Source organism: Gemmiger sp. An50 (assembly GCF_002161595.1).
Classification (GTDB): domain Bacteria; phylum Bacillota; class Clostridia; order Oscillospirales; family Ruminococcaceae; genus Allofournierella.
The window spans coordinates 24850-47234 of the sequence record NZ_NFID01000002.1; the positions used below are offsets into that span (position 1 = coordinate 24850).

Annotated in this window: 27 protein-coding genes; 17 read left to right on the plus strand and 10 right to left on the minus strand. The window is 59.0% G+C overall.

Going from position 1 to position 22385, the window contains the following annotated elements:
- Positions 1–70: 70 nt before the first annotated feature.
- Positions 71–940 (minus strand): DMT family transporter, encoded by an 870-nt coding sequence (locus B5G03_RS02160; RefSeq protein ID WP_087180165.1) that lies wholly within the window; start codon positions 938–940, stop codon positions 71–73.
- Between the two features lie 180 nt (positions 941–1120).
- On the opposite strand from B5G03_RS02160, the gene B5G03_RS02165 reads away from it, so the two are divergent.
- On the plus strand, positions 1121–2014 hold the full coding sequence (locus tag B5G03_RS02165; protein WP_087180166.1) for a radical SAM protein: 894 nt from the start codon (positions 1121–1123) through the stop codon (positions 2012–2014).
- A 1-nt stretch (position 2015) separates the two neighbouring features.
- On the plus strand, positions 2016–3908 hold the full coding sequence (locus B5G03_RS02170; RefSeq protein WP_087180167.1) for a hypothetical protein: 1893 nt from the start codon (positions 2016–2018) through the stop codon (positions 3906–3908).
- Between the two features lie 7 nt (positions 3909–3915).
- On the opposite strand, the gene B5G03_RS02175 is transcribed toward B5G03_RS02170, so the two are convergent.
- The 4 genes from B5G03_RS02175 to B5G03_RS02190 all read right to left on the minus strand — a co-directional run bounded on the left by B5G03_RS02175 (position 3916) and on the right by B5G03_RS02190 (position 7009).
- Positions 3916–4209 carry a hypothetical protein gene (locus tag B5G03_RS02175; protein WP_087180168.1) on the minus strand — a complete coding sequence of 98 codons (294 nt, stop codon included), beginning with the start codon at positions 4207–4209 and terminating at the stop codon, positions 3916–3918.
- A 104-nt stretch (positions 4210–4313) separates the two neighbouring features.
- The gene (locus tag B5G03_RS02180) at positions 4314–5423 is read right to left on the minus strand and encodes a THUMP domain-containing class I SAM-dependent RNA methyltransferase (RefSeq protein WP_087180169.1); all 1110 of its coding nucleotides are present in this window, start codon (positions 5421–5423) and stop codon (positions 4314–4316) included.
- A 121-nt stretch (positions 5424–5544) separates the two neighbouring features.
- Positions 5545–6024, minus strand: a complete 480-nt coding sequence (locus B5G03_RS02185) for a DUF1648 domain-containing protein (protein ID WP_087180170.1) — start codon at positions 6022–6024, stop codon at positions 5545–5547.
- A 1-nt stretch (position 6025) separates the two neighbouring features.
- Positions 6026–7009, minus strand: a complete 984-nt coding sequence (locus tag B5G03_RS02190) for a Gfo/Idh/MocA family protein (RefSeq protein ID WP_087180171.1) — start codon at positions 7007–7009, stop codon at positions 6026–6028.
- A gap of 156 nt (positions 7010–7165) precedes the next feature.
- On the opposite strand from B5G03_RS02190, the gene B5G03_RS02195 reads away from it, so the two are divergent.
- Together B5G03_RS02195 and B5G03_RS02200 are read left to right on the plus strand one after the other, a co-directional pair.
- The gene (locus tag B5G03_RS02195; protein WP_242962264.1) at positions 7166–7618 is read left to right on the plus strand and encodes a MarR family winged helix-turn-helix transcriptional regulator; all 453 of its coding nucleotides are present in this window, start codon (positions 7166–7168) and stop codon (positions 7616–7618) included.
- Positions 7605–8675 (plus strand): FUSC family protein, encoded by a 1071-nt coding sequence (locus tag B5G03_RS02200; protein WP_087180413.1) that lies wholly within the window; start codon positions 7605–7607, stop codon positions 8673–8675. The genes B5G03_RS02195 and B5G03_RS02200 overlap by 14 nt, the downstream gene beginning before the upstream one ends.
- 86 nt (positions 8676–8761) lie before the next feature.
- Here the strand turns inward: B5G03_RS02200 and B5G03_RS02205 are convergent, their stop codons facing one another.
- Both B5G03_RS02205 and B5G03_RS02210 read right to left on the minus strand, forming a co-directional pair.
- Entirely contained in the window at positions 8762–10399 is a 1638-nt protein-coding gene (locus B5G03_RS02205) for a DUF4148 domain-containing protein (protein WP_087180172.1), read from the minus strand.
- The gene (locus B5G03_RS02210) at positions 10396–11301 is read right to left on the minus strand and encodes a hypothetical protein (RefSeq protein ID WP_087180173.1); all 906 of its coding nucleotides are present in this window, start codon (positions 11299–11301) and stop codon (positions 10396–10398) included. The genes B5G03_RS02205 and B5G03_RS02210 overlap by 4 nt, the downstream gene beginning before the upstream one ends.
- 202 nt (positions 11302–11503) lie before the next feature.
- Here B5G03_RS02210 and B5G03_RS02215 point away from each other — a divergent pair, with 202 nt between their 5' ends.
- The 13 genes from B5G03_RS02215 (at position 11504) to B5G03_RS02275 (ending at position 20252) form a co-directional block, all read left to right on the plus strand.
- On the plus strand, positions 11504–11848 hold the full coding sequence (locus B5G03_RS02215; RefSeq protein WP_087180174.1) for a sigma-70 family RNA polymerase sigma factor: 345 nt from the start codon (positions 11504–11506) through the stop codon (positions 11846–11848).
- Positions 11849–11986: 138 nt separating this feature from the next.
- Positions 11987–12643: a class I SAM-dependent methyltransferase gene (locus B5G03_RS02220; RefSeq protein ID WP_087180175.1), complete on the plus strand. Its 657-nt coding sequence runs from the start codon at positions 11987–11989 to the stop codon at positions 12641–12643.
- A gap of 91 nt (positions 12644–12734) precedes the next feature.
- A complete protein-coding gene (gene amrA, locus B5G03_RS02225) occupies positions 12735–14123 on the plus strand; it encodes an AmmeMemoRadiSam system protein A (RefSeq protein ID WP_087180176.1) in 1389 nt (462 codons plus the stop codon).
- Entirely contained in the window at positions 14120–14944 is an 825-nt protein-coding gene (gene amrS / locus B5G03_RS02230) for an AmmeMemoRadiSam system radical SAM enzyme (protein WP_087180177.1), read from the plus strand. The genes amrA and amrS overlap by 4 nt, the downstream gene beginning before the upstream one ends.
- Before the next feature lie 330 nt (positions 14945–15274).
- Positions 15275–15499, plus strand: a complete 225-nt coding sequence (locus tag B5G03_RS02235; RefSeq protein WP_087180178.1) for an aspartate dehydrogenase — start codon at positions 15275–15277, stop codon at positions 15497–15499.
- A gap of 77 nt (positions 15500–15576) precedes the next feature.
- On the plus strand, positions 15577–15969 hold the full coding sequence (locus B5G03_RS02240; RefSeq protein ID WP_087180179.1) for a rhodanese-like domain-containing protein: 393 nt from the start codon (positions 15577–15579) through the stop codon (positions 15967–15969).
- Between the two features lie 148 nt (positions 15970–16117).
- Entirely contained in the window at positions 16118–16690 is a 573-nt protein-coding gene (locus tag B5G03_RS02245; RefSeq protein ID WP_087180180.1) for an SGNH/GDSL hydrolase family protein, read from the plus strand.
- Positions 16687–17097: a peptide deformylase gene (locus tag B5G03_RS02250; protein WP_087180181.1), complete on the plus strand. Its 411-nt coding sequence runs from the start codon at positions 16687–16689 to the stop codon at positions 17095–17097. The genes B5G03_RS02245 and B5G03_RS02250 overlap by 4 nt, the downstream gene beginning before the upstream one ends.
- A 13-nt stretch (positions 17098–17110) precedes the next feature.
- A complete protein-coding gene (locus B5G03_RS02255; protein WP_087180182.1) occupies positions 17111–17833 on the plus strand; it encodes an SDR family oxidoreductase in 723 nt (240 codons plus the stop codon).
- Complete coding sequence (locus tag B5G03_RS02260; protein ID WP_087180183.1) at positions 17830–18294, plus strand: flavodoxin family protein; 465 nt, start codon at positions 17830–17832, stop codon at positions 18292–18294. The genes B5G03_RS02255 and B5G03_RS02260 overlap by 4 nt, the downstream gene beginning before the upstream one ends.
- A complete protein-coding gene (locus tag B5G03_RS02265; RefSeq protein ID WP_087180184.1) occupies positions 18291–18749 on the plus strand; it encodes a metallophosphoesterase family protein in 459 nt (152 codons plus the stop codon). Before B5G03_RS02260 ends, B5G03_RS02265 begins: the two co-directional genes overlap by 4 nt.
- Positions 18749–19261: a DUF6933 domain-containing protein gene (locus tag B5G03_RS02270; RefSeq protein WP_087180185.1), complete on the plus strand. Its 513-nt coding sequence runs from the start codon at positions 18749–18751 to the stop codon at positions 19259–19261. Before B5G03_RS02265 ends, B5G03_RS02270 begins: the two co-directional genes overlap by 1 nt.
- 142 nt (positions 19262–19403) lie before the next feature.
- Positions 19404–20252, plus strand: a complete 849-nt coding sequence (locus B5G03_RS02275; protein WP_087180186.1) for a hypothetical protein — start codon at positions 19404–19406, stop codon at positions 20250–20252.
- A gap of 119 nt (positions 20253–20371) precedes the next feature.
- On the opposite strand, the gene B5G03_RS02280 is transcribed toward B5G03_RS02275, so the two are convergent.
- The 3 genes from B5G03_RS02280 to B5G03_RS02290 all read right to left on the minus strand — a co-directional run bounded on the left by B5G03_RS02280 (position 20372) and on the right by B5G03_RS02290 (position 22316).
- Entirely contained in the window at positions 20372–20845 is a 474-nt protein-coding gene (locus B5G03_RS02280) for a DUF7000 family protein (RefSeq protein WP_087180187.1), read from the minus strand.
- A 65-nt stretch (positions 20846–20910) separates the two neighbouring features.
- Positions 20911–21564, minus strand: a complete 654-nt coding sequence (locus B5G03_RS02285; RefSeq protein ID WP_087180188.1) for a vWA domain-containing protein — start codon at positions 21562–21564, stop codon at positions 20911–20913.
- Positions 21565–21653: 89 nt separating this feature from the next.
- A complete protein-coding gene (locus B5G03_RS02290) occupies positions 21654–22316 on the minus strand; it encodes a CatB-related O-acetyltransferase (RefSeq protein ID WP_087180414.1) in 663 nt (220 codons plus the stop codon).
- Positions 22317–22385 lie beyond the last annotated feature (69 nt).

Sequence of the window (22385 nt, forward strand, 5' to 3'; positions counted from 1 at the left end):
GTATCATTATTATAGCATGAACCACACCAAAATGGTAGGATGCACAGGGAAAAAGCCGTGGGCCCTCTGTTCACTTTCTGCCCGCCTGCAGCGAAGCGGCAAGGCTCACGCCCAGGATCACCGCGCCACCCGCCAGCTCCCGGCCAGTGGGCGCTTCCCCCAGAAAAGCAAGGGCGAACAGGATGCCGTAAACCGTTTCCATACCGGACACGATGCCTGCCGCCTGGGCGCTCACCCGCCGCTGGGCCGCCACATACAGCGAGTGGGCCAGGGCGGTGCACACCACGCCCAGAGCCCCGATGCCCCAAAGGTCCGCCGCCGTCCAGCTGCCGGACCAGAGCAGCACTGCCGGAAGCAATGCCACCGCCGCTGTAGCCTGCTCATACAGGCAGATCACCCGGGCCGGATAACGGGCGGAGAGATGCCGGTTGGCCAGCGAAAGCACCGCATAAGCCAGGCCGGACAGCATGCCCCAGGCCGCACCGGCCACGGCCCCGCTGTTCAGGCCGTCGGGCGGAAGGGTGATGAGCACGCCCGCCAGTAGCAAGACCGCCTCCACCGCGCTTTTTGCCCGCAGCCGTTCCCGGAACACCAGCGGCTCCAGCACCGTGAGAAACAGCGGAAAGGCGGAAAAGATAATGGTCCCCATGGCCACCGACGAGACCTGAATCGCCTGAAAAAAAGTGGTCCAGTGAAGGGCCAGCACCAGCCCCGCGAACACCGCCAGGGCCAGATCCCGTTTTTCCGCCAGCCGCAGCGGCGTGCGGGTGACCAAAGCAAGCGCCAGCAGCACCGTCGCCGAACAGATCACCCGTCCGCCTGCAATCACCGCCGCCGGGACCTGCACAAAGCGGCCGATCACCGCCGCAAGGCCAAACAGCATCACCGCCAGATTCAGCGCAGCCACGCTTTTTGCCGCGCCGTTTTGTTCGTTTTTCATACGTTCCCCCACCCTTTTACAAAGCTTTGTTTCGTCAACTGGATATTATACGGGAGGGCAGCGAAGTGCGTCAACCGGAGTTTTTGTGGCGCAGGGCCCTGTAAATATGGTATAGTAAGGGTTGTTCTATTTTGTTTTTCAGGCGGGGTGAACACTCTGCCTGTTTCGGGAGGTTTTATCTTGCAGATTCCCACATCCTGTACCCTCTGCCCCCGTCGCTGCAATGCGGACCGGACCCGGCGCGCCGGTGTGTGCGGTGCGGCCGGTCAGCTGATGGTGGCCCGCGCGGCGCTGCATCACTGGGAGGAGCCCTGCATCAGCGGCAGCAAAGGCAGCGGCACCGTGTTCTTTTCCGGCTGCAGCCTGAAGTGCTGCTACTGTCAGAATTATAAAATCAGCCAGGAGGGCCTGGGCAAAGCCATCGACACCGAGCGCCTGACCGAAATCTTTCTGGAATTGCAGCAAAAGGGCGCGCACAACATCAATCTGGTCACTGCCACCCAGTGGCTGCCCTGGGTGCTGGAAGCGCTGCAGCAGGCAAAGGCCCGGGGGCTTTCGATCCCCATCGTGTACAACACCGGCGGCTATGAGACGCTGGAGACGGTCCAGCGGCTGGACGGCATTGTGGACGTATGGCTGGCGGACGTGAAATATGTTTCGCCGGAGCTTTCGGTCAAATATTCCGCCGCGCCGGATTATTTTGAGGTATGCAGTCAGGCGGTGCGGCAGATGATCCGCCAAGTCGGCGCTCCCCAATTTGATGAAGAGGGGCTGCTGCAAAAAGGCGTGATCCTGCGGCACCTGGCCCTGCCCGGCGCGCTGTCGGATTCCAAGGCGGTGCTGGACTTCATGGCCAGCCTGCCCGCCGGCAGCTTTCTGCCCAGTCTCATGAGCCAGTACACCCCCTTTCACAAGGCAGCGCAGATGAAGCCGCTGGACCGGCGCATCTCCACCTGGGAATACCGCCAGATGGTCAATCATGCCATTGATTTGGGGCTCACCGAGGGCTACATGCAGCAGAAGAGCAGCGCCAAGGAGGAATACACCCCACCCTTTGATCTGGAGGGCGTTTGAGATGGGAATTTTGTTCAGTATCATTTATATGGCCGTGTTCCTGACCGCCGGTTTTTCGCTGACGCGGCGGCTGTTGCCCGCGTCCGGCGCCGAAGAAAAGCTGGTGTTCACCGCTGCCTTCGGGCTGGTGCTGCTGATCGCGCTGCCCGCGCTCTTCGCGCTGGCGCTGGGCTTCACCCTGCCCGCCGCCCTGCTGGCGCTGGTCGCTGCGGGTGCGCTGGCGGCAGCCGGATTCTGGCCCCGGTACACTGCGCCGGATAAAGCTCCGAGTCAGCCGGGCAGCTCCGCCCGGGCCACTTCTCCCGCCTTCTGGGCCTGTGTTGCGCCGCTTTTCCTGTTTTCGGTCTGGCTGCTGCACACCCATACCCTCTATTCCAAGGACGGCGGCTACTGGTGCGGCCAGAGCACCTACGGCGATCTGCCCATGCACCTTTCCTTCATTAAAAGCATTGCCGAACAGGGCCTGTTCCCGCCGGAATTCCCCATGCTGTCGGGCCAGACTCTTTACGGCTATCCGTTTTTGTGCGAGAGCGTTTCCAGCGTATTCCTTCTGCTGGGCGCTCCTCTGAAATTCGCCTGCATCCTGCCCCAGGTGGTCGCGCTGGCGGCGGTGTTCGGCGGCGGCTGGCTGCTGGCCAAAAATCTGCTGCAAAGCAGCCTCAAGGCAAGCCTTGCCTACGTGCTGTTCTTTCTGGGCAGTGGCTTCGGTTTCGCTTATTTTCTGGAGGGCGGCGTGGAGAACTTCACCCGCATTTTCACCGCCTATTATGAAACGCCCACCAACTATGTGGAGGAAAACATCCGCTGGGTGAACCCCATCGCGGACCTGCTGATCCCGCAGCGGGCCACCATGTTCGGCTGGGCGCTGCTCTTCCCCTGCCTGGCCCTGCTGATGCGCTTTGCTTTGAACGAGGAGCGCCGCCTATGGCCCACTCTGGTGCTGCTGGCCGCTCCGCTGCCCTTGGTGCAGACCCACTCTGCGCTGGCGCTGGTGCTTATCTGCGGGGTGCTCTTTGTGCGGGCGCTGGCAGTACACCGGACAGACTGGCGCGCCCTGCGGCCCTGGCTGCTGTTTGCCGGAGCGGCGGGGATCATCTGGCTGCCGCTGATGCTCACTCAGATTCTTCCCCACACCCAGGAAGGCTCGGGCTTTCTGCGCTGGCACTTCAACTGGTCCAACGAGGGAGACAATTACTTCTGGTTCTATATCAAGAACATCGGCCTGGTATACACCCTACTGCTCCCCGCCTTTTTGTGGGCGGGCAAAAAGCTGCGCTGGGTCTACGGCGGCGGACTGCTGATTCTGCTGCTCAGCGAGTTTGTGGAGTTCCAGCCCAACAACTACGACAACAACAAGCTTTTGTTCATCTGGCACCTACTGGGCTGCATTCTGGTGGCAAACCTGATCGTGGACCTTTTGAAAAAGGTGGACAAAAAGAGTGTGCAGGCCGTTCTCGCTGCTATGCTGGTGTTCACCGGAACCTTTGGCAGCATCCTCACCCTGGGACGGGAGGCGGTAAGTCAATACCAGCACTTTGACGCGGACGCCATTGCCGTGGCTGATTATGTGGAGGAAAACACCGACCCTATGGGCCGTTTTCTGTGCGGTACCCAACTGCTGAACCCGGTGCTCAGTCTGGCCGGACGGCCCATTCTGTGCGCTTCCGGCACCTGGCTGTATTACCACGGTATGGACTATTCCACCCAGGAAGCGGCGGTGCGTCAGCTTCTGGAATCTCCCAGCGAGGAAGAGCTTGCCCAGTGGGACATCGACTATGTGATGGTCGGCCCCTCCGAGCGGGCGGACTACACAGTGGACGAAAGCTGGTTCGCCGCCCACTGCACCCTGCTCTATGACCAGGGCGGCTACAGCATCTATCAGGTCAACGGCTGACCTATCCTCATAGTTTGCTGAACGGAGCCACACTCCCCTGCACCAATCCTACCTGCGAGACGAACAGGACAAAGGCGGCGAATACCAGTGCACACACCAGCACCGCCCATTTCCGGCTGTTCAGCACAGCGGTGATTTTCTCGTAATAGCGCCCGAGCAGCCACACCTCGGATGCGAAAAACACCACAAACGGCCATTCGGCACGGAACACCAGAGTCATGCTGCTCAATGCGTAGCTGATGACCCAGTAATTCAGAGTTTCCACGCTGATCTCCAATGCCTTTGCCAGTTGTTTTTTCATCAAACGGCCCGCCTTTTTCTTTTTTTCTCATTGTATCGTTCTTTTATGACAAAAAGCAAGCCGCCCGGCGCTCTGGCACCGGGCGGCTTGCTTTTTTATCATAATCAATAATACATGTACACCTGGCAGGGGATCATGCCGTTGTACAGCTTGCGGCGGCGGCTGGCCTTTTTGCCGAAGTGCTTTTCCAGGTCCGCGTCCGCGGTGATGATGTAGGCGCCGGTCACCGGATGCTCCTCCAGCGCCTTGCCCAGCACACCGGCCAGCTTTGCGGCGGTGGCCAGATCGCCCAGACGCTCGCCGTAGGGCGGGTTGGTCAGCACGATCATCTCCGGCCGGGGCGCGAAGTCCCTCACGTCCGCCAGCTCAAAATGGCACCGGTCGCCCACGCCCGCCAGTTTGGCGTTCTGGGTGGCAAGAGCCACTGCGGCGGGGTCAATGTCGTAGCCGAAGCCCTCGAAGGCCGCGTCCCGGCGAATCTCAGACAGGGCCTTTTCCCGCTGCCGGGCCCAGATCTCGGGCGGGCAGAAGGTGTAGTGCTCGGCGGCAAAGCGGCGGCGCAGGCCGGGAGCAATGTTCATGGCCTTCTGGGCTGCCTCGATCACCATGGTGCCGCTGCCGCAGAAGGGGTCGGCCACGATGGAATCCCGCCGTACCCGGCCCAGGTCCGCGATGGCGGCGGCCAGAGTTTCCTTGATGGGAGCGCCGGTGGCGTTGCGCCGGTAGCCGCGCTTGTGCAGGCCGTCTCCGGAGGTATCCAGCATTACCTCCACCACGTTCTTGCGGATGGAGAAACGAATCTTGTACAGCGCGCCGGTCTCGGGCAGCATCAGGGTTTTGTGGCCCTTTTTCAGCCGCTCCACCACCGCCTTTTTCACGATACTCTGGCAGGCGGGCACGCTGGACAGGGTGCTGGACAGGCTGGAGCCCTTCACGGGGAACTGGGCGTCCGCCGGGATCAGCTCCTCCCAGGGAATGCTGGCCACGCCGTCGAACAGCTCGTCGAAGGTGGTGGCGGTGTAGGTTTTCAGCAGCACCAGCACCCGCTCGGCGCAGCGCAGGTTCAGGTTCGCGGCGGCGATGATGTCCGCCGGGCCGGAAAAGGCGATGCGGCCGTCGGTCACCTTCACGTCCTCAGCGCCCAGGCGGCGCACCTCAAAGGCGGCAGTGCTTTCGGTACCGAAGTAGCAGGGGGCAATCAGATCAAATTTCATAATAAGGCAAACTCCTTTTGGATGCGGCCTGTTGCGGTTGATTTTCACAGGCCGGTGTGAATGGTCGCAGGGTCTATCATATCACGGGGCAGCAGGCGGCGCAAGGCTTTTTCTGCCTTGGTTATTTCTTGCGGTAAAGCTGGACCAGGCAAACCACGATGGGCCCAAACACCAGCAGCATGACCAGTGGCATGAACCAGCCACCCAACGGCTGGGAGCGGGCCGAGCAGACCGGCATCCAGGCGAAGATGGCCGCAATCACAAACCGTATGGTTACCAGCAGATTTTTCAGAATGCGATAGACCCGCACCCGGTTTTCCTCGGTTACCGTCACGCCGGTGTTCCAGATCATGGGGAGCTGCTCGATCCCCCACATCATCAGACACATCACCACACCAATCACCAGCAGGACCACACAGCTGCTCCTGTCGCCCCAGGCATCCGGCTGACCACCAAAGCCGTAATGGGTGGGAATCTCCTTCGGAATCGCCTGCCAATTGGCCCACAGATAAAACCCGGACGCTGCCAGAAAGCCCAGGCTCAGCCAGTCCACAATCCGGTCATACCAGGTTTTGGGAATCTTCCATTTACTGTCATTCATCTCACAGTTCCTCGCCGGGGTAGCGAACACCCCATTCCCGGCGCAGGGCGGTCATGGTGTTCATCACATCCCGGCTCCAGCCCAGCCGCATGGCCGACGCGTCTCCGGTGCGCACCGCCTGCTCCATGGCAGTCACTTCGTATTCCAGCGCCCGACCGGTTTCGCCCACCTGAATCTGGGTCACGGCACCGGTGGCGGCATCCACCACCCGGGCCGCCTGGGCGCGGGGGTAGTCGTCAATTTCAATGTATGCCCGCTCGCAGCCGATCACCGCCCGCTTGGGCAGCTTGGAACACAAGCTCATGGTCACGGTGACCATCTGGTTTTCCGGGTTTTGCAGCAGAATAGCCGCCTGCTCGTCCACCCCTGTGGGGGCGAGCTTCACCCGGCTGAGCACCTGGTCCGGCGCGCTGGCCAGAAAGCTCCGGGCGCAGCTGAGGGCATATACACCGATGTCAAGCAGCGCGCCGCCCGCCAGCTCCGGATTGAAAAAACGGTTGGTCATGTCATAGTCCTTGAAGCTGCCGAAGTTCAGCTGGATCAGCTGGACGTTGCCCCATTCTCCCGCCGCCAGGCGCTGCCAGAGCTCCTGATACAGGGGCATGTGCCAGATGGTCATGGCCTCGGCCAGCACCAGGTCCTTTTGCCCAGCCAGAGCCACGCACCGCTCCAGCTCCTCGCTGTTCAGGGTGATGGCCTTTTCGCACAGCACATGCTTGCCCGCGGCCAGCGCCTGCTCGATCAGTGCCGCGTGGGTATTGTGGGGCGTGGCCAGATAGACAATGTCCACCTCCGGGTCTTCAAAGGCCTGCTGCGGGCTTTCGTACAGCTTCTGTGCCCCGCAGCGCTGGGCCAGGGCCTGCGCCTTTTCCCGGGTGCGGCCTGCCACGCCGTAGGACCGGCGGCCCATGGCAGTGAACGTCGAGGCCATCTCACCCGCAATGCCGCCTGCACCTACAATCACCCAGTTGAACGTTTTTTCCATCCGTTATCGCCCCTTTTCTTGTTGGTTCTGGCGTCATTATACCACGCTGCCAACCGCTCGGCCAGAGCCGCTGAATATTTTCTGTATACCCGTTCTTGACAGAGAAAGCCCACAGGCATATAATTAACACCGTTAACTATATTGTGGAGGGAACGCATGCAAATCGAATGGACCGAAATGGCGCGCTACCAGCAGCAGCTGCAAAAGCTCGTGCGCACTTTGCTGCCGGTGCGAAGCGCCGCACTGACTGCCAGCGAATGCGAACTGCTGGCCCGGCTGTACCTGCAGCCGCAGCAGAACACGCCGATCCTGCTCAGCCAGGGCAGCGGCATGAAAAAGGAGGCGGTGAGCCGCTGCCTGAAGGCGCTGTATGAAAAAGACTGCATCCGCAAGGAGCGGCAGCCCGATGACGAGCGCAGCTACCGGCTCTTCATCACCGAGACCGGACTGGCGGAACTGAAAAAGGGCTACGAAAGCATTCTCCAACCCTTTTATGATCTGTGGCGCAGCGCCGGAGAGGATTTTGAAGCATTCGTGCAGTGTGCCGACCGGCTGGCGGCGCATATTGAGGAAAGGCGGGAAACAAACAGTGGACATGAAATTTCATGACGCCTTGCAGCTGGACCCGGCGATTCTGAAACGAAAGATCGCCGCCTGCTCCACCCGGCGGCAGAAGGCCTGGTACTGGACGGCCATGGCGGTGCGCTCGGTGCTGATCGTGGCCTTTGCGATTTTGTTCATCAGCACGCTGTCCGGCCTGTTCGGTGCGGACAACACCCCCATGGCGGTGGCGCTGTTCTGCATCATGCTGGGCATCCGTTTTGTGAATTTTGAATACTGCATCGGCGACTCGCTGGTCACGCTGGCATTGGCGCTAGCCATTCTGGTGGCGGCTCCCTGTGCAGCGGCAGTGATTCCCGCGCCGCTTTTGGTCCCGATGCACGCCGCGGCCTTTTTCGTTCTGCTGTATATCACTACCCAGCGGCCGGAGCTGGGCAACGGCGGGCTTTACAGCTTTGCCTATGTTTATCTGACCGGCAACCCGGTGGCAGGCGAAGCCCTGGCCCGCCGGGCGCTGCTGGCGCTGGTGGGATATCTGATCTGCGGCGCGATTCTGTTCGCCAAGCACCGGCATCATCATAAGGCGGTGCGGTTCCATCATGTGGTGCGCCGCTTCGACCTTGCCAACATCGTGCATCTGTGGCAGCTGCGGATGGCGCTGGGCGTCGCGCTGGTGCTCACCGCCGGGCGGGTGTTCGGGGTGGAGCGCTTCATGTGGATGGGCTTTGCCTGTGCCTCTCTGCTTTCGGAACATCCCTATTCCGGCAACGCTGCTCCCCGCTTTTTCCAGCGCATCGTGGGTGCGCTGGCCGGTTCGCTGGCGTTCTTCGTTCTCTATTCCATCACGCCAGCCGGTCTGCACTCTTTGCTTGGCCCCCTGGGCGGGTTGTGCCTGGGCTTCTGCACCGACTACCGGTACAAAACCGCCATGAACTGCTTCGGCGCTCTGATGCTGGGCGCGGGCATCTATGGCATCCAGGGTGCGGTGGTTCTGCGTATCGTGGATACCGTTCTGGGCGTGGCCTTCGGGCTGGTGTTTGCCGCTGTATTCCACCGGCTGGTGGCGGTGCGCTTTCTGCCCAGCCCGGAAGGCGCGGAGGGATAAAGGCTTTCATTTTCCATCTCAAAAAAGGCCTGCCAGAAGGATTGCTCCTTCCGGCAGGCCTTTTCGCTTTCATGCTCGTCCGCTCTTTAACCGATGTAAGACACTCCGCCCGGCACCTTTTGGCATTGATACACATACCAGTGACCGGTGCCGTCCAGAGAGCGCTCCATGGTATAAACCAGGTCGTAATCCGGCACAAGGCCCAGCGTGTCCTTGTAATACCGCCGGATCACTGTGGCCGTTCCCGCGGCAAGGTCACCGCCCAAGTTCCGGCAATTGTCTCCAATATCCGCAGTCAGCCCCCCCATTTCCATCAGGCTGAACCGGCCGTCCTGCTCATAACAGCAGCGGAGAAGATGTTCCTTGTCCGCCTGATAATCCGGCGCATTCAGGTAATCCCTTGCCGCCTGATTGAATTGCTCTTCCGTGAACAGGCCATCCGTTCCAATCAGGCCATCCTGATGCATTCGAGCCACCACATAGGGCACTTCTCCGCCCTCCTGCCACCAATCCCGGTCGCAGGGGGAAGCGCTGGCCCAGCCCCGGAAGGTGTTCACCACAGCCATCAGCTCTTCGTTCAGCCGGGCGTTCTCCTCTTCCTTGCCGAAGCTTTGGTCCCTCCCCAACCCGAACACCGCATTTTCGCCGTCCGGATACATCCGACGAATGGTGCCGTTCACCTTTCCGGTTCCATTGTCGGAAAAATCCAGCAGATACCAGTTTCTCCCCTGGCGCAGCGGGGTATTGCCCGGCTGCGTCACATCCAGCATCAGATAAACCTTCTCCTCCGGGCCAATTTCCACCTCAAATTCTTCCACCTTCAGGTCTGAGAGATCCGCCAGCGGATATTCCTCCCCCGGCACTTCCACCGGAGGCTCGAACAAACCGGAAAAGCACCAGTCGACCCAACGCTGGCTGCCCCACACCAGGCCATCCCCCAGCATCCAGGCATAGCGCAGTTGGGAGGCCAGTTCCGGGTCCTGCTGTGTCTGCTGCTCCAGTTCCTCGGGCAATGCCACAAAGGAATTGTCGCCTTTTTCATCGGTCTTCCAGCCGTCCAGTACCCAGCGGCCTTCCTCTCTTCGCAGCGTGAGCGGCCAGTTCTCTGTCAGCTCGCCATCATTGTCACGCAGCTCCGCCTGCAGACTGATGCTGTCCTCCGTGCAGCCGATCACCACGAAGTTTCCGGTATACCGGAATACATTCTGATTATCAAATCCAAAGTCTCCATTTGCATACAGCGCCCCGTTCTGCTCCTGCAGAGAATACGGTGCATCCGGACCGAAAATGGTTTCCATCTTTTTGTCCACGTAATTCCGGCTGAAGATTTCCAGCAAAGCGTTCTCCACCTGGGCCCTGCTCTCCATATCCGGCAGCCGGTATAGAGTGACCGGCTCACCCAAACGCTCCACCGTAATGCTGTCGGAACAGTCCAGCTGTTGAGCCGCTGGATCAGATGCCCAGCTCTCCCAGCGCTGACCCGCTTCCACCAGTTCCGTGGCCAGACGGACGATCTCCTCGCTGGTCATCTCGGTACCCAATGGAGCGGCGCTTTTTGCATTCTCCGCCTCGCTCTGAACCTGACTTTCTGAAAGCGGCGCACTCTGTATGCTTTGCGCCGGGGCACCTTCCTGGCCGGTGCATCCGGCCAGGCTCACCACCAGTATCACTGCGCATCCCGCGGCTCTGGCCTTTTTCCAATAGCTGCTCTGTTTCCGTTTCATTCCGCAAAGCCTCCTTCTTTAACAAGTTCGTCCTGCTCCAGCCGGGCTTTCCTTCTTTCAAACTCCTGCTCCATAAAATACCACTGCTGCGCATCCGCATGGATGCAGTCGTTGTATTCCCGGGAATCATATTTTGCAAACACAGCGGCAGGCACTCGCTGGTGCAGGCAGTCCAGTGCCGCTTGCATCTCTTTGGGCGAGCGCAAATCGGTCGGCTGGCACTGCTGGCGGTCATCCAGAAACCAAAGCTGCAAAATGCGGGCGGTAGTGACCCGGTTACCGCTGCGCCTGGTCCTGATTTCATCCCGCCAGAACACACCCCGTATGCGCGGGATGTACAGCACTTCATCCCCCAAAATCCACTCGCTGCCCACCGCCAGTCTTCCAAACCACCGGCCATTCCGGCGCAGGTCTTCATCCACCATGGCAAACAGCTCCTTCGCCGGGGGCGCTTCCTCCGGGTAGGGCAGTTGGTCCCGGATGGACTGGGCCAACCGGCTCTTTTCCGGGCAAAACGCATCCCGCAAGCCGGTATAGATCAAATACCCGGCGGCCGGCACTCCTCCCACCGCCAGCAGACCGGCGGCTGCCAGTTTGATGTACTCCATGAAGTCCCAGCCGGTTTTGTCCGCTTTCCAGGAAAGAGTCAGGTAGGCCGCCCCAGCCGCAGCCATCAGCAGAGCAGCCGCCGCCCATACCAGAAGGATCAACTGCCCTCTTGCACGCTGCAGGCAATAGCCTTCCGCCGGGCCGTCCGGCTGCTGTTTTTTGTTCCACCGGACCAGCAGCAGGATCACCGGAATGGAAAACACTCGAAGCAGAACCACCAGCAGGGCATACACCATCAGGTCCCAGGGCCATTTGAGATAAAACCGCTTTTGTTCTTTCTTCTCCGGCTGCATGCACTTGCTCCCCCACAGGCTTGGCCCGGCATTTTTGCTTGCCCGGCCGTTTTCCTTATTATAACACCGCCGCCGTTTTTTTGCAGCCCGGAAACCGCCATGTAAAGCCCTTTTTGGTTTTGCCCCGCTCGCGCCCCGCATAGGCTGTAACAGGCGAAATCCGCTGATTTTTCGCACACGCGCAAAAAAGGAGGCTTTTTGTATGCTCGAGGTATTTCTGCAATTTTTGGCCAGCCAGGTGCTGTATCTGGCACTTCATCTGGAAAGCGGAAGCTTTCCCCGCCCGCTGACTCCACGCCAGGAGGTGGAGGCCTTCGCGGCCCTGCGCCGGGGCGAGGCGGAGGCACGGGACACCATCATCCGGCACAACCTGCGGCTGGTGGCCCACATCGTAAAAAAATACTGCACTCTGCCTGGCGACGCGGAGGATCTGATCAGCATCGGCACCATCGGCCTAATCAAGGCGGTGAGCAGCTTCGACAGCACCAAACAGGTGCGCTTTTCCACCTATGCGTCCCGCTGCATTGAAAATGCTATTCTCACATAAACGCTCCTTTTTATGTGTGCTGCGGGACGCCGTTCGCCGCTTGTGCCCCCTTACCGGATGCGCTACAATAAAAGCAGGAAAAACGCCGCAAAACAGCGCGGCACTTGTAATTTCACCACCCAATCAGAGAGGCATATCATGCTTGAAAAAATGAGCGATTTCTTTAACAGCCGCCTGGACGGCTACGAGGAGCACCAGCTGCACGCCATCGAGCAGGCGGAAACCTTTTATCCCATGACGGCAAACTATCTGCCCGCAAAACCCCACGCCCGTGTGCTGGACCTCGGCTGCGGCACCGGCCTGGAGCTGGGATATTATTTTGATCGGAACCCCACTGCCCAGGTGACCGGCATTGATCTGGCCGGAGATATGCTGAACGAACTGCGCCGCAAATTTCCGGACAAGTCCCTGCGCCTTGTGCAGGGGTCCTACTTCACTGTCCCCTTTGAGGAAAACTGCTATGATGCAGCTGTCTCAGTGGAGTCTCTGCACCACTTCACCCAGGCGGAGAAGATTCCGCTGTACCAAAAAGTCCTTCGGGCACTGGCTCCAGGCGGCTACCTGATCCTGACCGATTATTTTGCCGAATCCGATGAACAGGAAACCTTTTTTCAAAACGAGCTGCGGCGGCTGAAAGCGGAGCAAGGCATCCAGGACGAGGAATTCTATCATTACGATACACCACTGACGGTACCGCACGAGATCGAAGCCCTGCAAAAAGCAGGCTTTGCTCGTGTGGAGGAACTGGGCCGGTGGGGAGCTACGCATCTGCTGCGTGCAGAAAAGCGTGAATAACCGAAGCATCGCGGGCAGCACTCGCTTTAAAACGCCCGGATGCACATGGAAGTTCTGATCGGATAAAGTTGATTCAAAAGGAGTGACCGATATGCCGATGCTTGGTGCATTTTTAACCCCGCATCCCCCTGTATTGCTGCCTGAAGTTGGCAAAGGCCGGGAGCGGGAGATTTCCGCCACGGGAAATGCCATGCGCATGGCCGCCGAGGAGGTAGCCCGCTGGTCCCCCGAGGTGCTGATCGTAGCATCCCCTCACACTATTCTATATGGGGATTACTTCCACATCGCACCAGGCAGCGGCGCCGACGGTTCCATGGCAGCCTTCGGCGCGCCCCAGGTGCGCATTGAGGCGCAGTACGACGAACCACTGCGGGAGGAAGTCATCCGCCGGGCCGAACACATGGGCCTGCAGGCCGGAACACTGGGCCAGCGAGACCCGAGCCTCGATCACGGCGTGCTGATCCCGTTGTATTTTCTGCGCAAAGCAGGGGTGAACTGCCCCATTCTGCGAATGGGCCTGTCCGGATTTTCCGCGCTGGACCACTACCGGCTGGGTCAGTGCGTGGCCGAGGCGGTGGAAGCGCTGGGCCGCCGCGCTGTTTTTGTGGCCAGCGGCGATCTTTCCCACAAGCTCAGGGCCGACGGCCCCTATGGCTTTGCGCCGGAAGGTCCGATTTTCGACAAAGCCGTGACACAAACCATGGCATCCGGTAATTTTCTCGAATTTCTCACCATGGACCCGTCTCTCTGCGAGCGAGCGGCGGAATGCGGTCTGCGCTCCTTCCAGATGATGGCAGGCGCGCTGGACGGTCTGGCGGTCCAGCCCCGGCTGCTGAGCCACGAGGACACTTTTGGTGTAGGCTATGGCGTGGCCCTGTTCCCGGTCACCGGCCGGAACGATGCCCGCCGGTATGCTGCGGCCTGTGAGCAAAACCGCAAGGAACGTCTGGCAGCCCGCCGCGCCAAAGAGGACCCCTGGGTACAGCTGGCCCGCCTTTCACTGGAAACCTGCATCCGTCAGGGTCATCCCCTGCAAACTTTGCCAGAGAGCCTGCCCGCCGAACTGACGGAACAAACGGCCGGAGCCTTTGTCTCGCTGCACAAGGACGGACGGTTGCGGGGCTGTATCGGAACCATCGCTCCCACTCAGGAAAACACCGCAATGGAAATCGTGCAGAACGCAGTCTCGGCCGGTACCCGGGACCCGCGGTTCCCACCGGTCAGCGCCGAAGAACTGGACGAGCTGGAATACAATGTGGACGTGCTGGGGCAGCCCGAGCCGGTGGATTCCCCTGCCCGGTTGGACCCGAAGCAATACGGCGTCATCGTCAGTTGCGGACACAAGCGCGGTCTGCTGCTGCCGGATCTGGACGGTGTGGACACGGTGGAGCAGCAACTGGAGATCGCCCGCCAGAAAGGCGGCATCCGGGAGAACGAGCCCTATACCATCCAGCGTTTCAAGGTGGTACGGCACACATGAAGGTACAATGCGGACTTTGTTTTCATCATTGCATCCTCAGCGAAGGGCAAACCGGCCTTTGCCGGGCTCGCGCCAACCAAGGCGGCATCATCGTGCCGCTGAACTACGGCAAACTCACCGCGCTGGCCCTGGACCCCATCGAGAAAAAACCGCTGCGCCGGTTTCATCCCGGCAGCCTGATTCTCTCGGCAGGCAGCTTTGGCTGTAACCTGCACTGCCCCTTCTGCCAGAACGCGGAGATCGCCGCCGTCGGGGTGAATGCCCATACGCAGGACTGCACCCCCGAGCGTCTGGTTCAGGAGGCCCTGCGGCTGCAAAGAGAAGGCAACATCGGCCTTGCCTATACCTACAACGAACCGCTGGTGGGCTATGAGTATGTGCGGGACTGCGCCGGTCTGGTGCATCGGGCGGGCATGGTCAATGTGCTGGTGACCAATGGAACCATTGAGAAAACTTCCTGGCGAGCGCTGCTGCCATTAATCGACGCGGTGAACATTGACCTGAAGGGCTTCACCGAAAGCTGGTACCGGAAACTGGGCGGCGATCTGGAAACGGTCAAGCGATCTATCCTGCTGGCAGCAGAATACTGCCATGTGGAGGTCACCACCCTGATCGTGCCCGGTGAAAACGACAGTGAGGAGGAAATGCGAGCCCTGTCCGCCTGGCTGGCTTCGGTCAGTCCTGAGATTCCGCTGCACGTCTCCCGCTTTTTTCCGCGGTACCGGATGCAGGACCGGCCACCCACACCGGTGCGAACGGTTTACCGCCTGGCCGAAGTGGCCCGGGAATCGCTGCGGTATGTTTATACCGGGAATTGCTGAAAGACTGAGCGTCAATCATCAAAGGCACTGTAAAATTCCGCTTCGCCCATTAATCAAAGACAAGTCCTCTGTCAAACGTTCGCACCCATGAACTACACGGCAGAGGGCTTATTGTTATACCGCTTTGCTGAAATCTTGAACGCCAGCAACACCGGCAGCTGCATACACATTCTCTACCACTTCCACCAACCACTGCAAACGGATTTTGTTTACGCCGGTTGCGTGTCGATCAAACGCATCTTTCCCCCACTGTGATTTCGTCCCATTCGAGCGTTGACAGCGTCGCGGAGCAAACGGTATGATAAGGGCACAAAAGATGTGCCGGGAGGGGTGGGCTTGTTCTTTCGAAAAAAGCAGGAAATCCACAGTTACGACCGGGAAAGCCAGCGGCCGGTGATCCGCGCCAGCATCTGCACCGGGGAAAGGACAGCCGGTTTTCAGGACATACGAACCGGTAAGATCACCGAGGTGATGCTGATTCGCACCCCTGCCGATCTGGAACGATTCCGGCAGCTTTACGGCATCGGCGCGGATGAGATCCGCACCGAATACTGATTTCCCCCTCATTCATTGCTTTTACCGGGCAGACAGCTGCCCAAAACTATCTGCAAAAACCATTTGGAGGTACACACATGAAACGAATTTTTTCCGCTCTGCTCTGCCTGCTCTCCCCTGTTCTGCTGCTCACCGGCTGCGGCGGAGCAGCGGCCAGCGGCTCCTATCAGCAGATCAGCCAGGAAGAGGCGAAAGAGATGATGGACACCGAAGAAGTCATCATTCTGGATGTACGGGAGCAAAGCGAATACGACGGCGACCACATTCCCGGCGCGGTCCTGCTGCCGGTCGGCACCATTGACGAGGACTCCGCAGCAGCGGTCATTCCGGACAAGGATTCCACCGTGCTGGTTTACTGCCGCAGCGGCAACCGCAGCAAAACCGCTTCCGCCGCCCTGGCGGAGCTGGGCTACACCGGCATCTACGAATTCGGCGGCATTAACACCTGGCCCTACGAAACAGAACAGTAATTTTCATCAAACGCCTGCGCAGGATCACGATGATCTTGCCCGGGCGTTTTTATTTTCCCGCCCCTTTTCCCCTCACTGACAGGACTTGTTCCGATCTTTCCAAGCATGTATAATTCAATTGGTACAAAGCGAAACGAGGAGCGGTGATATGCGTATTTTGATGCTGGGCAACAGCCTGACCTTCGCAAATGATATGCCCCGAATGCTGGCACAGCTGACCGGCGCGCAGGTGGTGCCCCACACCCGGGGCGGGGCCCGGCTTTCGGAACAGCTGAACCCCAAGACCAGGCTGGGTGCGCAGACCCAGGCAGCGCTGAGCCGGGAGCACTGGGATTATGTGATCCTGCAGGAAATGAGCCACGGGCCGGTTTCCTCCCCCGAACGCTTTTTCGCCAGTGTGCAGCAGCTATGCGCGCAGATTCGAGCAGCCGGTGCCGTGCCCATCCTCTATGCCACCTGGGCCTACCAACGGGGCGGCGCTAAGCTGGCAGCCAAGGGCTGGGACTACGACGAAATGGCCCACGCTCTGACCGAAGCCTACCGCACCGCCGCCAAAGAGAACCAGGCCCTCCTCGCCGAAGTGGGGCTGCGGTTTTACCAACTGGCTGATGCATGCAATTTATACGCCGCCGATGGTATTCACCCCAGCGAAGCGGGCTCCCGCTTTGCTGCTGAGACCATTGCGGCAGTGATTCAAACCCATAAGGAGACACAATCATGATTCGAGACATCTGCAAGGACGAAGCATTTCTGGCCCAAAAAGCCGAACCCGCTACCCCCGAGGACATTTCCGTTGCGCAGGATCTGCTGGAAACACTGGAACATCACCAGGATGGCTGCGTGGGCATGGCGGCCAACATGATCGGCGTGAACAAGCGCATCATTGCCTTTGAGGACGAGGGCGGTTACATGGTCATGTTCAACCCGGAAATCATCAAAAAGTCCGGTCCCTACGATACCGAGGAGGGCTGCCTTTCCCTCACCGGCACCCGCCCCACCAAGCGTTGGCAGTCCATCAAGGTACGCTGGCAGAACGAGAAGTTTCAGGAACGGCTGAAGACCTTCACCGGCTGGACGGCCCAGATTATCCAGCACGAGATCGACCACTGCGAAGGCATCATCATTTAAGGAGGGTTTTCCCATGCCGGAATTTGAAAACAAGGTAGCGGTGATCACCGGCGGAGCCAAGGGCATCGGCAAGGCCATTGCCGGGGAATTCCGCAAGGCGGGCGCTCAGGCATGCGTCATCGACCTGCTGGAGAATGATTATTTCGTGGGTGATATTGCCGACCAGTCCGTGCTGGAACGTTTTGCGCAAAAAGTCATCGCCGACCACGGCCATGTGGACTATCTCATCAACAACGCCCTGCCCCTGATGAAGGGCATCGACAAATGCAGCTATGAGGAGTTCAACTATGCGCTGCGGGTGGGCGTCACTGCGCCCTTTTATCTGACCAAACTGTTTGCGCCCCACTTTGCGCCCGGGGCAGCCATCGTGAATATCTCCTCCTCCCGGGACCGGATGAGCCAGCCCCAGACCGAAAGCTACACCGCGGCCAAGGGAGGCATTTCTTCCCTGACACATGCGCTGGCGGTGAGCCTGGCGGGCCGGGTGCGGGTGAACTCCATCTCCCCCGGCTGGATCGACACGGATTATACCGTGTACCAAGGCCCGGACACAGACCAGCACCCCGCCGGGCGGGTGGGCAACCCACTGGACATCGCCAACATGGTGCTGTTCCTCTGCTCGGACAAGGCAAGTTTCATCACCGGTGAAAACATCTGCATCGACGGCGGCATGACCCGCCAGATGATCTACCACAACGACTTCGGCTGGACCCTGCAAGGAGGGAAGGATTTATGAAAACCGCCATCTGCTACTACTCCCGCCACCATGGCAACACTTTGAAGGTATTGCAGGCCATGGCCGATGTGGGTGACATCGACCTGATCGACGTGACCAAACAGAAGGCCGCCCTTGCGGATTACGACTGTGTGGGCTTTGCCTCCGGTATTTATGGCTTTGAATTTCAGAAGGCGGTGGTGGAATTCGCCCACCAGCAGCTGCCCCAAAGCAAGCCGGTGTTCTTCGTTTACACCTACGGCGGCGCAAAGGGCAACGGTGCGAAGACCATGGCGGAAATCGCTGCCGAAAAGAACTGCCCGGTGCTGGGGGAATTCAGCTGCAAGGGTTTTGATACCTTCGGCCCCTTCAAGCTGGTGGGCGGCATCGCCAAGGGCCACCCGAATGAAAAGGATATGGAAAATGCCCGCCGGTTTTACCAGGAGATCCAAGCCGCATGTGAGGGAGGAATGAAACGATGAGACTTGCTATTCTTTCCGATACGCACGGCTTGCTTCGGCCGGGGGTGCTGGAACAGCTGGAAACCGCCGACGCCATCCTGCACGGTGGCGATATCAACAAGCAGAGCATTGTGGACCAGCTGCGGCAGTACGCGCCGCTGTACGTGGTGAGGGGCAACAATGACAAGGAGTGGGCCGAGTCCATTCCCCACGACCTGACCGTCACGCTGGGCGGCGTGACCTTCTGCATGGTTCACAACAAAAAAGAGCTGCCCGCCGACCTTTCCGGCGTGAATGTGGTGGTGTTCGGCCACTCGCATAAATACGTGCAGGAGGAAAAAGACGGTGTGCTCTGGCTCAATCCCGGCTCCTGCGGCCCCCGCCGCTTTCATCAGGAAATCACCATGATGATGGCAGAGGTCTCGGAGGGGACGATCCGGGTAGAAAAAATTCTGATTCCCCATGAGGTGCAGTGATGGAGCTGGGACTGACCTTTCCACTGCAGCGCTTTTTGAAACAAAAGACGCCGGGCTACGGCATTGAGCCGGACCGGCGTTTTTGCTGGGATCTGCACTGCATCGACCTGCGGGGGCGCAAATGCCTGCTGGCGGTCCACTGCCACACCCGCTACACCTTTGTGTACTACGACGCTGCACCTTTCCAGTGGGCGGACCTGCCCGGCCTGTTCCGCCAGGGGCTGACTGAGAGCCTTTCCGCCGCCGGATTTTCGCCGATTCAGACCGAGGAATATCTGCGCCGGGCTAATAGCATCGCCCTCACCCGCACCCATGGCCGCCGGGAGGTGGCCTTTCTTAACCGTGCCTGGGAGGATGTACTTGCACTGGACCTGTGCCTGGACACTGCCAGCCAGACCCAGCCCCTGCTGGATCACGCGGTGAACACCCGCCCCAGCCGCTGCGCAGGCTTCGAGGGTCTGGGCACCGGGCTGGAACGGATGCGGAATGCATTTCATACAGGCGGATATTAATTTGCGGCCGCCTGTGCATGCTTCGCGAAAATTGCAAAGATCATTATGAGAGCAGACAGTCTCATGGAGGTGACAAACACAATAAAGCTGCCTGCCGGAATACACTGCAAATGGAAGCAGTCAAAAAAGAGGAGCGTCAATCATGAAAGAAACATTACAAAAGAAAAGCCTGCACATCATAATCCCTGTGCTGATTGCGGTGTTGTCCATTTTTCTGCTGTCCGGTTTTGCCTCGTCTGCCGATTTCCACAAAGGCACCCTCGCCGCATTGGAGGAAAAGCAGACCACCGTGCTGGAACTGTCCGCCGCTTCGGCAACCGTTTCGGCGGCGATCACGCTGATTCCCGGCGATGTGGCTACCCCAATCGCTGACAAGCTTGCCGACCTGAGTTCGCATTTTCTGCTGGTCCTGTGCGCGATTTTCCTGGAAAAATACCTGCTGACCATCACCGGCTCCATCACTTTTTCGCTGCTGATTCCGGTGGCATGCGCACTTTATGTGGTATACATTCTATTCGACTGGGAGAGCCTTCGGCTGCTGGCGTCGAAGCTCGTTATTTTCGGGCTGCTGATCTTCCTTCTGATTCCCGCCAGCGTCAAGCTCTCCAACATGATCGAGAGCACCTATCAGGCATCCATTGAGGCGACCATTGAAACCGCCACTTCAACCGCCGAAGAAATCGAGAGCACCACAAACACCACCATCGAATCCGAGGAGGGCTTTTGGTCCGGCCTGGTTTCCTCGGTGACCGAGGGCGTTTCCAATGCAGTTTCCGGCATTACCGACAAGGCCGGTGAAATGGTCAACCGCTTTATCGAGGCACTGGCCGTCATGCTGGTGACCTGCTGCGTCATCCCGATTCTGGTATTGATGGCCTTTGTCTGGTTTGCCAAAATCCTGCTGGCCGTAGATCTGCCGGTAAATTACAGTCAGCTGCATCATGGTCTTCGAAATACCATTTCCCCCAAAAAGCCGAAAGAGCTCCCCTGATTTCCTTACCCGGTTCAGGACTTCCCTTCGAGCCGGACGGAAAACGCAGGCGAAGTCCTGTTCACCCCCTATAAAAATGCCGGAGCTTCTGCCATTTCTCAGAAGCTCCGGCTCTTTTATTATTTCAGCAAAAGGAACGCCCGCAGCCGTTCCGCCGCCTGTTTCACTGCCTGCACAACGACTTCCCCATCCGTCAGATCAGCTTCGACCGCAAGCCGCACCAGATAATCCGTGCAGGCCGGGTTCTCGCTTTGTTTCATGGGTGGCGTGCAGTTGCTCAGACGAGCCGCCCAGCGGCACTGGGCGGCCCGGTTCACACCGGACAGCCACACCTCCAGCTGAAAGCGTTCGGGGACAAACACGACCACCAGCTTGAGGCCCTGCTCTTTCAGCAGCGAATCGGCGAAGGAAAAATAAGCATAGTCCATGCCGTTTTCGTTTACGCTGCCCTGAAACCGGTAGTCCGGCAGCTGCTGTTCCAATGTGGTGCGCAGATACCGGAACACGCGAAGCCATTCCTGATAGGCCTTCTGCAAATTTGTGGTCTGCAAAAGGTTGCGGTAGGTTTTCAGAAGCGCTTGATCGAACTGCATGGCGGCTCCTCCTTTGCGGTGGATTTTTCTTTATTATAGCACACGCCGCAAAGCATCCGCACACCTTACCGGCGTACACCTCGTTTGCGGAAATCCTCCTCGATAGCGTCCTTCCAGTGCTCGTCCAGCGGGGCACTGCACCGTACCGCCGACACCGCCTGGGCCAGAACCTGATAATTCAGACGGGTGCCCGCGCTGTCGCAATGGTAATTTACCGCCCGGTCTGCGCCAATGCCCAGATGCCCTGCCGTTTCCACCGCGTCGATGTTGGCGCCCAAAAAGAGGAACTCCCAGCCATACTTCTTTTTCTGCCGCCGGATCATCTGGCGCACCTGACGGGCGGAATAGCGGTGGCTGGCATTTTCCATGCCGTCGGTGGTGATGACAAAAAGGGTGTGCTCCGGCACATCCTCCGGCCGGGCATATTTGTGGATGTTTCCGATGTGGTGGATGGCTCCACCCACTGCATCCAGCAACGCGGTGCAGCCCCGCACATAGTATTCCCGGTCAGTGATGGGTTTCACCCGGTCCGCCCGTACCCGGTCATGGAGTACCTCGACCCGGTCGTCGAACAATACGGTGGAGACCAGCGCCTCGCCGGGCCCCTTCTTCTGCTTTTTCAGCATGGAATTGAAGCCGCCGATGGTATCGGCCTCCAGCCCCTGCATGGAACCGCTGCGGTCCAGAATGAACACCAGTTCGGTCAAATTCTTTTTCATAAACAAATCCCCCTATACTGTGTTGTTTTGGTTACAAGCACAGTATAGGGGGATTTTATATTTCCGGGGTCGCCTGATGGGCGACAAGTTTATTCTTTGCTTGTGAGTCTTGCCTTTATTTGCCCTTTCACCTTTTCCAGGTCCGGGTCACAGAGCATCGGCAGCACCTCCACCAGCGCCTCCGGTGCAAGCTCCCACCAGCGGAATTGCACCAGCAGGCTCGTCAATTCTTCATCGAATCGCTGCTTGATGAAACGGGCCGGGTTGCCCCCAAACACTGTGTACGGCGGAATATCTCCGGTCACCACAGAACAGGCGGCCACGATTGCGCCGTCGCCGATTTTCACACCCGGCATGATGACGCACTCCCGCCCGATCCATACATCGTTCCCGATCACGGTATCACCCTTTCGGGGGAGCTGATCCATATGGGGCGGAGTATTTTCCTGCCATGCTCCGCCAAATACATGGAACGGGTAGGTGGTCACACTGCTGATCCGATGATTGGCGGGCCCCATGATAAACCTGGTTCCGGAAGCAATGGCACAGAATTTGCCGATGATTAGATGGTCGCCAAACTCCGGATAATTGAACAATACATTGTTCTTTTCAAAACCGGTGGGGTCCTGGGCATCATCGTAATAGGTGTAATCTCCGATGATGATATTGGGTGCTTTGACCACGTTTTTAATAAAACAAGAGGTCTTGTATTCGTTGGGAAAGACCTGATTGGGGTCTGGGATATAACTCATGGTTTTCATCCTTTCTTTTGGTTCACATCACATCCTTTCCGTGGCACCCTCGAACGGCAACCGCCCGCT

What these genes read in the sequence shown, in the direction of transcription:
- B5G03_RS02215 (WP_087180174.1), top strand. Translation starts at nt 11,504, where the DNA reads ATGCTCGAGGTATTTCTGCAATTTTTGGCCAGCCAGGTGCTGTATCTG.
- B5G03_RS02160 (WP_087180165.1), bottom strand. Translation starts at nt 940, where the DNA reads ATGAAAAACGAACAAAACGGCGCGGCAAAAAGCGTGGCTGCGCTGAAT.
- B5G03_RS02290 (WP_087180414.1), bottom strand. Translation starts at nt 22,316, where the DNA reads ATGAGTTATATCCCAGACCCCAATCAGGTCTTTCCCAACGAATACAAG.
- B5G03_RS02200 (WP_087180413.1), top strand. Translation starts at nt 7,605, where the DNA reads ATGAAATTTCATGACGCCTTGCAGCTGGACCCGGCGATTCTGAAACGA.
- B5G03_RS02210 (WP_087180173.1), bottom strand. Translation starts at nt 11,301, where the DNA reads ATGCAGCCGGAGAAGAAAGAACAAAAGCGGTTTTATCTCAAATGGCCC.
- B5G03_RS02175 (WP_087180168.1), bottom strand. Translation starts at nt 4,209, where the DNA reads ATGAAAAAACAACTGGCAAAGGCATTGGAGATCAGCGTGGAAACTCTG.
- amrS (WP_087180177.1), top strand. Translation starts at nt 14,120, where the DNA reads ATGAAGGTACAATGCGGACTTTGTTTTCATCATTGCATCCTCAGCGAA.
- B5G03_RS02255 (WP_087180182.1), top strand. Translation starts at nt 17,111, where the DNA reads ATGCCGGAATTTGAAAACAAGGTAGCGGTGATCACCGGCGGAGCCAAG.
- B5G03_RS02170 (WP_087180167.1), top strand. Translation starts at nt 2,016, where the DNA reads ATGGGAATTTTGTTCAGTATCATTTATATGGCCGTGTTCCTGACCGCC.
- amrA (WP_087180176.1), top strand. Translation starts at nt 12,735, where the DNA reads ATGCCGATGCTTGGTGCATTTTTAACCCCGCATCCCCCTGTATTGCTG.
- B5G03_RS02250 (WP_087180181.1), top strand. Translation starts at nt 16,687, where the DNA reads ATGATTCGAGACATCTGCAAGGACGAAGCATTTCTGGCCCAAAAAGCC.
- B5G03_RS02195 (WP_242962264.1), top strand. Translation starts at nt 7,166, where the DNA reads ATGCAAATCGAATGGACCGAAATGGCGCGCTACCAGCAGCAGCTGCAA.
- B5G03_RS02245 (WP_087180180.1), top strand. Translation starts at nt 16,118, where the DNA reads ATGCGTATTTTGATGCTGGGCAACAGCCTGACCTTCGCAAATGATATG.
- B5G03_RS02280 (WP_087180187.1), bottom strand. Translation starts at nt 20,845, where the DNA reads ATGCAGTTCGATCAAGCGCTTCTGAAAACCTACCGCAACCTTTTGCAG.
- B5G03_RS02240 (WP_087180179.1), top strand. Translation starts at nt 15,577, where the DNA reads ATGAAACGAATTTTTTCCGCTCTGCTCTGCCTGCTCTCCCCTGTTCTG.
- B5G03_RS02185 (WP_087180170.1), bottom strand. Translation starts at nt 6,024, where the DNA reads ATGAATGACAGTAAATGGAAGATTCCCAAAACCTGGTATGACCGGATT.
- B5G03_RS02220 (WP_087180175.1), top strand. Translation starts at nt 11,987, where the DNA reads ATGCTTGAAAAAATGAGCGATTTCTTTAACAGCCGCCTGGACGGCTAC.
- B5G03_RS02270 (WP_087180185.1), top strand. Translation starts at nt 18,749, where the DNA reads ATGGAGCTGGGACTGACCTTTCCACTGCAGCGCTTTTTGAAACAAAAG.
- B5G03_RS02260 (WP_087180183.1), top strand. Translation starts at nt 17,830, where the DNA reads ATGAAAACCGCCATCTGCTACTACTCCCGCCACCATGGCAACACTTTG.
- B5G03_RS02205 (WP_087180172.1), bottom strand. Translation starts at nt 10,399, where the DNA reads ATGAAACGGAAACAGAGCAGCTATTGGAAAAAGGCCAGAGCCGCGGGA.
- B5G03_RS02190 (WP_087180171.1), bottom strand. Translation starts at nt 7,009, where the DNA reads ATGGAAAAAACGTTCAACTGGGTGATTGTAGGTGCAGGCGGCATTGCG.
- B5G03_RS02275 (WP_087180186.1), top strand. Translation starts at nt 19,404, where the DNA reads ATGAAAGAAACATTACAAAAGAAAAGCCTGCACATCATAATCCCTGTG.
- B5G03_RS02285 (WP_087180188.1), bottom strand. Translation starts at nt 21,564, where the DNA reads ATGAAAAAGAATTTGACCGAACTGGTGTTCATTCTGGACCGCAGCGGT.
- B5G03_RS02180 (WP_087180169.1), bottom strand. Translation starts at nt 5,423, where the DNA reads ATGAAATTTGATCTGATTGCCCCCTGCTACTTCGGTACCGAAAGCACT.
- B5G03_RS02265 (WP_087180184.1), top strand. Translation starts at nt 18,291, where the DNA reads ATGAGACTTGCTATTCTTTCCGATACGCACGGCTTGCTTCGGCCGGGG.